General features: G+C 71.4%; 6 protein-coding genes. All 6 read right to left on the minus strand.

The genetic code is table 11. From position 1 onward, the window contains the following. Nucleotides 1–144: 144 nt before the first annotated feature. The gene (locus GTW43_RS07375; protein WP_161300819.1) at nt 145–1,176 is read right to left on the minus strand and encodes an ABC transporter ATP-binding protein; all 1,032 of its coding nucleotides are present in this window, start codon (nt 1,174–1,176) and stop codon (nt 145–147) included. After that, complete coding sequence (locus GTW43_RS07380; RefSeq protein WP_161300820.1) at nt 1,173–2,189, minus strand: ABC transporter ATP-binding protein; 1,017 nt, start codon at nt 2,187–2,189, stop codon at nt 1,173–1,175. Before GTW43_RS07380 ends, GTW43_RS07375 begins: the two co-directional genes overlap by 4 nt. Then, nucleotides 2,186–3,118 carry an ABC transporter permease gene (locus tag GTW43_RS07385; RefSeq protein ID WP_161300821.1) on the minus strand — a complete coding sequence of 311 codons (933 nt, stop codon included), beginning with the start codon at nt 3,116–3,118 and terminating at the stop codon, nt 2,186–2,188. Before GTW43_RS07385 ends, GTW43_RS07380 begins: the two co-directional genes overlap by 4 nt. After that, a complete protein-coding gene (locus tag GTW43_RS07390; protein ID WP_161300822.1) occupies nt 3,115–4,203 on the minus strand; it encodes an ABC transporter permease in 1,089 nt (362 codons plus the stop codon). Before GTW43_RS07390 ends, GTW43_RS07385 begins: the two co-directional genes overlap by 4 nt. Nucleotides 4,204–4,278: 75 nt before the next feature. Then, nucleotides 4,279–6,099, minus strand: coding sequence for an ABC transporter substrate-binding protein (locus GTW43_RS07395; protein ID WP_343245930.1), 1,821 nt, complete (start codon nt 6,097–6,099; stop codon nt 4,279–4,281). Between the two features lie 332 nt (nt 6,100–6,431). Beyond that, the coding region (locus GTW43_RS07400; RefSeq protein WP_161300824.1) for a MinD/ParA family protein at nt 6,432–8,430 on the minus strand (1,999 nt) is incomplete at its 5' end.

An 8,430-nucleotide genomic window follows, 5' to 3' on the forward strand; every position in this document is an offset into this window, starting at 1 on the left:
CCCCGCGCCCCTGAAGGCATGCGCTGCGCGCAGCCTTCATCGGGGAGATGCGACGCGAAGCGTCTGCATCTCAGGGGCGCGGGGAACGGCGCGACCAGCCCACCGCCGGGGCGTCGGACGCACGGTCACCTGGACGGGCAGGCGCTACTGCGCCGCCCGCGCCCGCGCCCGCGCCCGGGCCCAGTGACAGGCCACCTGGGTCGCGGCGCCGCCGGAGAGCACCGGCAGATCCTCGGACCGGCACGCCTCCGCGACACCGGCCTCCTCGGCGGAGCCCCGGGCCAGCACCTGGCACCGCACGTGGAACCGGCACCCCCCGGGAATCCGCGACGGGTCCGGCGGCTCCCCGGTCAGCACCACCGGATCCCCGGGCGCCTCGGGCAGCACCGACAACAGCGCCTGCGTGTACGGGTGCTGAGGTGACGTCAGGACGTCCTCGACCCGTCCCGTCTCCACGATCCGGCCGAGGTACATCACGGCCACCCGGTCCGCGATGTTCCAGGCCAGCCCCAGATCGTGCGTGACGACGAGCGCCGAGAGCCCCAGCTCGTCCCGCAGCCGCAGCAGCAGCGCCAGGATCTCGCCGCGCACGGACGCGTCGAGCGACGCCACCGGCTCGTCGGCGACGATGAGTTCGGGCTCGAGGACCAGCGCGCCCGCGATCACGACGCGCTGGCGCTGCCCGCCGGACAGCTCGTGCGGGTAGCGCAGGAAGAACCGCTCGGGGGGCCGCAGCCCGGCCCGGGACAGCGCGTCCGACACCGCCGCCCGCTCGTCCCCGGCGAACCCGTGGATCCGCAGGCCCTCGGCGACGGCGTCGTACACCGTGTGCCGCGGGTTGAGCGAGCCGCTCGGGTCCTGGAGCACGAGCTGGACCCGCTTGCGGTACGCCTTCAGCGCCCGCGACCCGTAGTCCAGCGGCTTCCCGGCGAAGGTGACCGCGCCCGCCGTCGGTTTCTCCAGTCCCAGCAGGGTCCGCGCGAGGCTCGTCTTGCCGCAGCCCGACTCGCCGACCAGCGCCACGATCTCGCCCGGCGCGATGTCCAGGTCGACCTCGTCCACGGCCCGCGCCGCGGGCGCGCCGCGCCGCCCGGGGAACGTCAGCCGCAGTCTCTCGGCGCTCAGCAGGGGCTGCGGGCCCGTGCTGTCGTGGTCCTTCACGACGTCGTGCGTCATGCCGTGGTGCTCCTTGCCTCGACCGTCCCGCCGGTGTCGCCGGGGGCGTCATCCGTGTCGGCGCCGGCGCCGACGTGCACGCACGCCGCCCGCCGCTCCGCGCCCGCGTCGCGCAGCTCCTGGTCCTGGGTGGCGCACCGGTCCAGCGCCACCGGGCAGCGCGGATGGAAGGTGCAGCCCGACGGCAGCGCCGCCGGGTCCGGCGGGTCGCCGGGCAGCCCGCGCGGCGCGAACCGGGACGACGGGTCGCCGATCGTCGGGAACGCCGCGGACAGCGCCTTGCCGTACGGGTGCACCGCGTTCTCGTAGACCTGGTCCGCCGGGCCCTCCTCGACGACCCGGCCCGCGTACATCACGGCGAGCCGGTCGCACGTGTCGGACAGCACCGCGAGGTCATGACTGATCATGATCAGGCCGAGGTCCTGCTCGGCGACCAACTGCTCGATCAGCCGCAGGATCTGGGCCTGGATCATCACGTCGAGCGCCGTGGTCGGCTCGTCGGCGATGATCAGCTCCGGGTCGCAGGCGAGCGCCATCGCGATCATCACGCGCTGCCGCTGGCCGCCGGACAGCTCGTGCGGGTAGGCGTCGGCGCGCGCCGCGGGCAGCCCCACGTGCTCGAGCAGCTCCGCGACCTTCTTCTTCGCCCCCGCCTGCGTCGCCTTCTTGTGCAGCAGGATCGGCTCGGCGATCTGGTCGCCGATGCGGTGTACGGCGTTCAGCGAGTGCATCGCGCCCTGGAACACGATCGAGGCACCGGCCCAGCGCACGGCGCGGACCTGGCCCCACTTCATCGTGAGGACGTCCTCGCCGTTGAGCAGGATCTCGCCCGACACCTTCGTGCCCGCGGGCAGCAGCCGCAGCAGCGCGAGGGCGAGCGTCGACTTGCCGCAGCCGGACTCGCCGGCGATGCCGAGCTTCTGGCCCGCCGCGACGGACAGGTTCACCCCGCGGACGGCCTGGGCGCCGCCCGCGTACGTCACTTCGAGGTCCCGTACCTGAAGCAGTGTCATGACCGCACCCCCAGCTTCGGGTTGAGGACGGACTCGACCGCGCGGCCGCACAGCGTGAAGGACAGCGCGACGACGGCGATGGCGATGCCGGGCGGGGCCAGGTACCACCAGTCGCCCGCGCTGACCGCACCGGCCTCGCGGGCGTCCTGCAGCATGCCGCCCCAGGAGGTCACCGTGGGGTCGGAGAGGCCGAGGAACGCGAGGGTCGCCTCGGTGAGGATCGCCGAGGAGATGATCATCGTGGTCTGGGCGAGGACGAGCGGCATCACGTTCGGCAGCACGTGCCGGGTCATGACGTGCCCGTGCCCGCCGCCGAGCGCCCGCGCCCGCTCGATGTACGGGCGGGACTCCACGGCCAGCGTCTGCGCGCGCACGAGCCGGGCCGTCGTCGGCCAGGTCGTCACGCCGATCGCGATGATCACCGTCCACATGGAGCGGTCCATCACCGTGGCCAGCGCGATCGCGAGGACCAGCGTCGGCATGACGAGGAACCAGTCGGTGATCCGCATCAGCACGGTCGAGTACCAGCCGCGGAAGTGGCCCGCGACGATCCCGATGACCGTGCCGATCGCCACGCACAGGAACGCCGCGAGCAGGCCCACGGTGAGCGAGATGCGCGCCCCGTAGACGAGGAGCGCGAGGACGCTGCGGCCGAACTGGTCGGTGCCCAGCGGGAACTCGCCGCTCGGCCCCTCCAGCGGGCCGCCCGGCGCGTTCGTCACGCTCTGCGCGTCCGAGCCGACGAGCAGCGGCGCGCACACCGCGATGAGCGCGATCAGGATCAGCAGACCCAGGCCCCACAGGCCGCTGCGGTGCGCGCGGTACGAGCGCCAGAAGCGGGCCAGGGACCGGCGCTTGCGGGCGCGCGCCAGGGAGCGCGCGCTGGTGGTCTTCTGCACGCCCTCGGTGGGCGCCGTCTCGGTCGTCATCGGCCCACCCTCGGGTCGAGCAGCGGATAGAGGATGTCGGCCAGCGTGTTCGCGAGGATCACCGCGGTGGCGAAGACGAAGAACAGACCCTGGACCAGCGGGAGGTCGGGCACGGACAGGGCCGAGTAGAAGAGCCCGCCGAGGCCCGGCCAGGAGAACACGGTCTCGACCAGGATCTGGCCGGCCACCACGTGTCCCAGGTTCACGAACATCAGGGTGAATGTCGGCAGCATCGCGTTCGGCACGGCGTGCCTGCGGCGCACGACGTCGTCGCGCAGGCCCTTGGCCCGCGCCGTCGTCAGGTAGTCGCTGCCCATCTCGTCGAGCAGCGAGGAACGCATGACGAGCAGCGTCTGCGCGTAGCCGACCGCGACGAGGGTGATCACCGGCAGGATCAGATGGTGGGCGACGTCGATGACGTAGCCGAATCCGCTGGAGTCACCCGAATCGAGCCCGCCGGTCGGGAACATGCCGGGGATCGGCCCGATGCCGACGGAGAAGACGATGATGAGGAGCAGACCCAGCCAGAACGACGGGACCGAGTAGAGGGTCAGGGCGAACGCCGTGTTGAAGCGGTCGCTGCGCGACCCGTTGCGCCACGCCGTGCGGGTGCCCAGCCAGATGCCGAGCGCCGAGTACAGGACGTACGCGGTACCGGTCAGCAGGAGCGTCGCGGGCAGCGCCGCGGTGATCTTGTCGATGACCGGCACGTGGTACTGGTACGAGGTGCCGAAGTCACCGGTGAGCGCGTCCCCGATGTACGACGTGAACTGCTGCCACATCGGCTGGTCGAGGCCGAACTGGTGGCGCAGGTTCTGCAGTTGTTCCTCGGAGACCTTGCGGCCGCCGGTCATCTGCTTGACCGGGTCGCTCGGGATGAGGCGGAAGAGGAAGAAGCTCGTGACGAGGACGGCGAAGAGCGAGACGACGGCGCCGAGGATCTTCGTCGCCGCGTACTGCAGGTACGCCTTGGTGTTGCGGGCCCGGGGGCCGCGGGCGGCCGACGACGGCCCCACCTGTGTGGTGGGGTCGCCGCCGGAGCCGTCCGCGGGCTGCACGAGCGCCGGAGTGCTGTCAGCTGTCATGGTTCATGCGAACTCTCGTTACTCGTGCGGGTGTCGCCCGCGCGTCGGTGGTGCGTGCGTGCGGGTCTCGGGGACCTACTCCCGATCGTCCGCCGTGGTGCGGCGCCGCCTCGCCACGAACACGCCGCCGCCGATGACGACGAGTGCGGCGACCACGATCCCGATCACGACACCGGTGGAACTCGAGGAGCCCGAGTCCGAGCTGTCGGACGCGGTCGCCGGCTGGGCCGACCACCAGCTCCAGTACCCGTCCTGGCCGTAGATGTTGCCCGAGGCGGTGGGCATCGTCTCGATCGACTTGATCTGGTCGGTGCGGTACGCCTCGACCGCGTTCGGGTACGCCATGACGTTCATGTACGCGGAGTCGTACAGCCAGGACTCCATGTCCTTGACGATGTCCGCGCGCTTGGCCGGGTCGTACTCGGCGAGCTGCTGCTCGTAGAGGCCGTCGAACTTCTTGTCGCAGATGCCGTTGTCCGTCGCGGCGATCTCCTTGGCCTTCGTGGGCAGCGCCGCGCAGGTGTGGATGCCGAGGACGAAGTCCGGGTCCGGGTTGACCGACCAGCCGTCGAAGGCCAGGTCGTACTCACCGGCGTACCAGGGCACGGAGACGTCGTCGACGCAGTTCAGCGTGAGGCCCACGCCGATCTTGCCGTACCACTCCTTCAGGTACTTGCCGACCGCCTTGTCGTTCGGGTCCGTGGCGTGGCACAGCATCCGCAGGTCGAGCGGCTTGCCGTCCTTGCCGACGCGCTTGCCGCCCTTGAGCGGGTAGCCGGCCTCGTCGAGCAGCTTGCCCGCGGCCTTCGGGTCGTACGACAGCTTCTGGCCGTCCGAGGGCTCCCAGAAGTAGTCCTGGAAGCGCGGCGGGATGTAGCCCGCGCCCTCGACGGCGTGGCCCTGGAAGACCTTGTCGACGATCGTCTTGGTGTCGACCGCGCGGAACAGCGCCTGGCGGACCTTCTGGTCGAGGAGCGCCTTGTTGCCGTCACCGAACTTCTGGCCGCTCTTGGTCTTCCACCCCGGGTTGACCGCGATGGCGTAGAAGCGGCGGCCCGGGCCCTCGTTGACCTTGATGTTCTTGTCGCCCTTGAGCGACGCGGCCTGAGCGGGCGTCAGGGCGGGCGAGCCCGCGACGAAGGAGACCTCGCCCTTGCGCAGCGCGGCGACGGCGGCGTCCTGGTCCTTGTACGTCTTGAAGACGATCTCGTCGAACTGCGGCGTCTTCGACTTGCGCCAGAAGTCCTTGTTGACCTTGAGCTTCACGTACTGGTCGGTCTTGTAGCCCGTGAGGACGTACGGGCCGTTGCCGACGACCGGGAAGTCCTTGTCGTTGTTGAACTTCGAGAAGTCCTTGACGTCCTTCCACACGTGCTCCGGCACGATCGGGACGTCGAGCGCGGTCATCGTCGCCTGCGGCTTCTTGAGCTTGATGACCAGCTGGGTGTCACTGGGGGCCGTGACCTTCTCGAAGTTGCTGACGAACGAGCCGTTGGCGGTGGCCGCCCCGTCGTCCGTCATCATCTTGTTGAAGGTGAACGCCGCGTCCTTCGCGGTCGTCTTCTGGCCGTCCGACCACTTCGAGTCGGACCGGATCGTGTACGTCCAGGTCAGCTTGTCCGGCGAGGACTCCCACTTGGTGGCCAGACCCGGGACGACATGGTTGTCCTTGGGGTCGTAGTTGGTCAGGAAGTCGTACATCAGCCGGCTGACGCTGGTGCTCAGGAGCCGCTGGGCCAGGAACGGGCTGAGCGAGTCGACGCTCTGCGCGACCGCGACGGTCAGCGTCTTCTTGCCCCCGTCGTCCTTGGCCTGTGCCTCCTGCGGGGCCGGGTTGAGCGGCGTGGCCAGGCCCGCCGTCAGGGTGAACGCCGCGGCACCGGCGGCGAGAAGCACCCGTACGCCGCGCCGGGCGGGGCGCGTGGCTCTTGTGTCGTGATGGTCGTGCTGGTGTTGCCGATCCTGTTGGTTCATCGGTCGGTGACCTCGCGCATCGCTCGCACAGCAGGGACTTTCCAGATCGAATGAAGTGTGTGTACCAGCGGCTGTTGACGCACGTCAACGGCAGGTGAACCCCATGTGGCCTGCGGAAATAACGAGTTGACCTGCATTTCACGCACATTGGACGAGACCTCTGACGCTTTGCAGGCCAGCGCATGGCGCCCGGATTGCGGTACTGCGCGCAAAAGGCCCGCACCGTCCGACGGTGCGGGCCTTTCAGGCAGTTGTCACTGCTGGGGCGGTTGCGGCTGCTGCCATCCGGGGGGCGGGCCGGGCTGTCCCGACTGCCCCTGCTGCGGGGGCGGCGGGGTCCCCCAGCCGGGCTGCGGACCCGGCTGCCCGGGTTGACCCGGATGGGCCATCGGACCGGGCTGTCCGGGCGGGCCCTGAGGGGGTCCCTGCGGCGGTCCCTGCGGGGGCGCTCCGCCCTGCTGCGGGTACGGCGCCTGCGGCGGCTGCTGGCCCGGGTAGGGCTGCTGTCCGGGGTACGGCTGCTGTCCCGGGTAGCCCTGCTGGCCCGGCATCGGGGGCGCCATGGTGGGCGGCTGGCTGCCGTCCGCCTGCGTCCACAGGCCCTGCTGCTGCTGGGCGCGCACGAAGTCCTCGGCGACCATCGCCGAGAGGTTGAAGTACGCCTCGCGGACCTTGGGCCGCATCATGTCGAGGTCGACCTCGGCGCCGGCCGACAGGTGCTCGTCGAACGGCACCACGACCACGCCGCGGCAGCGCGTCTCGAAGTGGCTGACGATGTCCTCCACCTTGATCATCTTGCCGGTCTCGCGGACCCCGGAGATGACCGTGATCGAGCGCGACACCAGGTCCGCGTAGCCGTGCGCGGACAGCCAGTCGAGCGTCGTGCTCGCGCTGGAGGCACCGTCGACGGACGGCGTCGAGATGATGATCAACTGGTCGGCGAGGTCCAGCACTCCGCGCATCGCCGAGTACAGCAGGCCGGTGCCCGAGTCGGTCAGGATGATCGGGTACTGCTTGCCGAGCACGTCGATCGCGCGCCGGTAGTCCTCGTCGTTGAACGTCGTCGAGACCGCGGGGTCCACGTCGTTGGCGATGATCTCCAGCCCGGAGGGGGCCTGCGAGGTGAACCGCCGGATGTCCATGTACGAGTTCAGGTGCGGGATCGCCTGGACGAGGTCGCGGATGGTCGCGCCGGTCTCGCGGCGCACCCGGCGGCCGAGCGTGCCCGCGTCCGGGTTCGCGTCGATCGCGAGGATCTTGTCCTGCCGCTCGGTCGCGAGCGTCGAGCCGAGCGCCGTGGTCGTCGTCGTCTTGCCGACGCCGCCCTTGAGGCTGATCACGGCGATCCGGTAGCAGGACAGCACCGGGGTGCGGATCAGGTCCAGCTTCCGCTGGCGCTCCGCCTCCTCCTTCTTGCCGCCCAGCTTGAAGCGCGAGTTGCCGCCGCCGGGGCGGGTGCTCTTCGTCTTCTGCTTCTTGTTGTTGAGCAGCCGGTCGGCGGACAGCTCGACCGCCGCCGTGTAACCGAGTGGTGCGCCGCCCACGTTCGTCGGCTGGCGCTGGTCGTGCTGCACGGGCTGCGGCCAGGCGGCGCCGGTGCGGGGGTCGGTCCCGGCGGGGGGCTGGGGCTGACCGGGCGGCGTGGGCCCGCCCGGCTGGTTCGGGAACGGCTGCGGCTGCGGGGGCTGCTGCTGAGCGGGCGGCTGCGGCTGCCCGGCCTGCGGCGGTACGGGGGTCCCGGGCGGTACGGGAGCTCCCGGCTGGGGGAAGCCGTACCCGGCGCCGCCCGACTGCTGCGGCGGTACGTGCGGCTGGGGCTGCGGCTGGCCCTGAGGGCCCTGCGGCTGGGCCGGGAAGCCCGGTCCCGGCTGCGGGTTCGGGTGCGGCGGCTGCGGGAAGCCGTAACCACCCTGCGGTGCAGGCGCGTCGGGTGCGGGCGGTCCGGCCTGCACCGGCGGCTGCGGCTGCTGCGGGAAGCCGTAACCACCCTGCGGCTGCGGCGGGGCGGGCTGCTGGGGGAAGCCGTAACCGCCCTGCGGTGCGGGTGCGTCGGGTGCGGGCGGTCCGCCCTGCACCGGCGGCTGGGGCTGCTGCGGGAAGCCGTAACCGGCCGGGGGCTGCGGCTCCTGGGGCGGTGCGGCCTGCGGCTGGGGCGGCTGCGGGGCCTGTGCCGCGGGGTCGCCCCACTGCTGCGCCGGGACCGGCGCGGCGGGCGCGGCCGGCTGGAACGCGGGCGGCAGCGGCGGGACACCG

This window comes from Streptomyces sp. SID5785, assembly GCF_009870065.1.
Classification (GTDB): Bacteria; Actinomycetota; Actinomycetes; order Streptomycetales; family Streptomycetaceae; genus Streptomyces.

Coding starts and splice junctions, on each gene's coding strand:
- GTW43_RS07375 (WP_161300819.1), bottom strand. CDS start 1,176: ATGACGCACGACGTCGTGAAGGACCACGACAGCACGGGCCCGCAGCCC.
- GTW43_RS07380 (WP_161300820.1), bottom strand. CDS start 2,189: ATGACACTGCTTCAGGTACGGGACCTCGAAGTGACGTACGCGGGCGGC.
- GTW43_RS07385 (WP_161300821.1), bottom strand. CDS start 3,118: ATGACGACCGAGACGGCGCCCACCGAGGGCGTGCAGAAGACCACCAGC.
- GTW43_RS07390 (WP_161300822.1), bottom strand. CDS start 4,203: ATGACAGCTGACAGCACTCCGGCGCTCGTGCAGCCCGCGGACGGCTCC.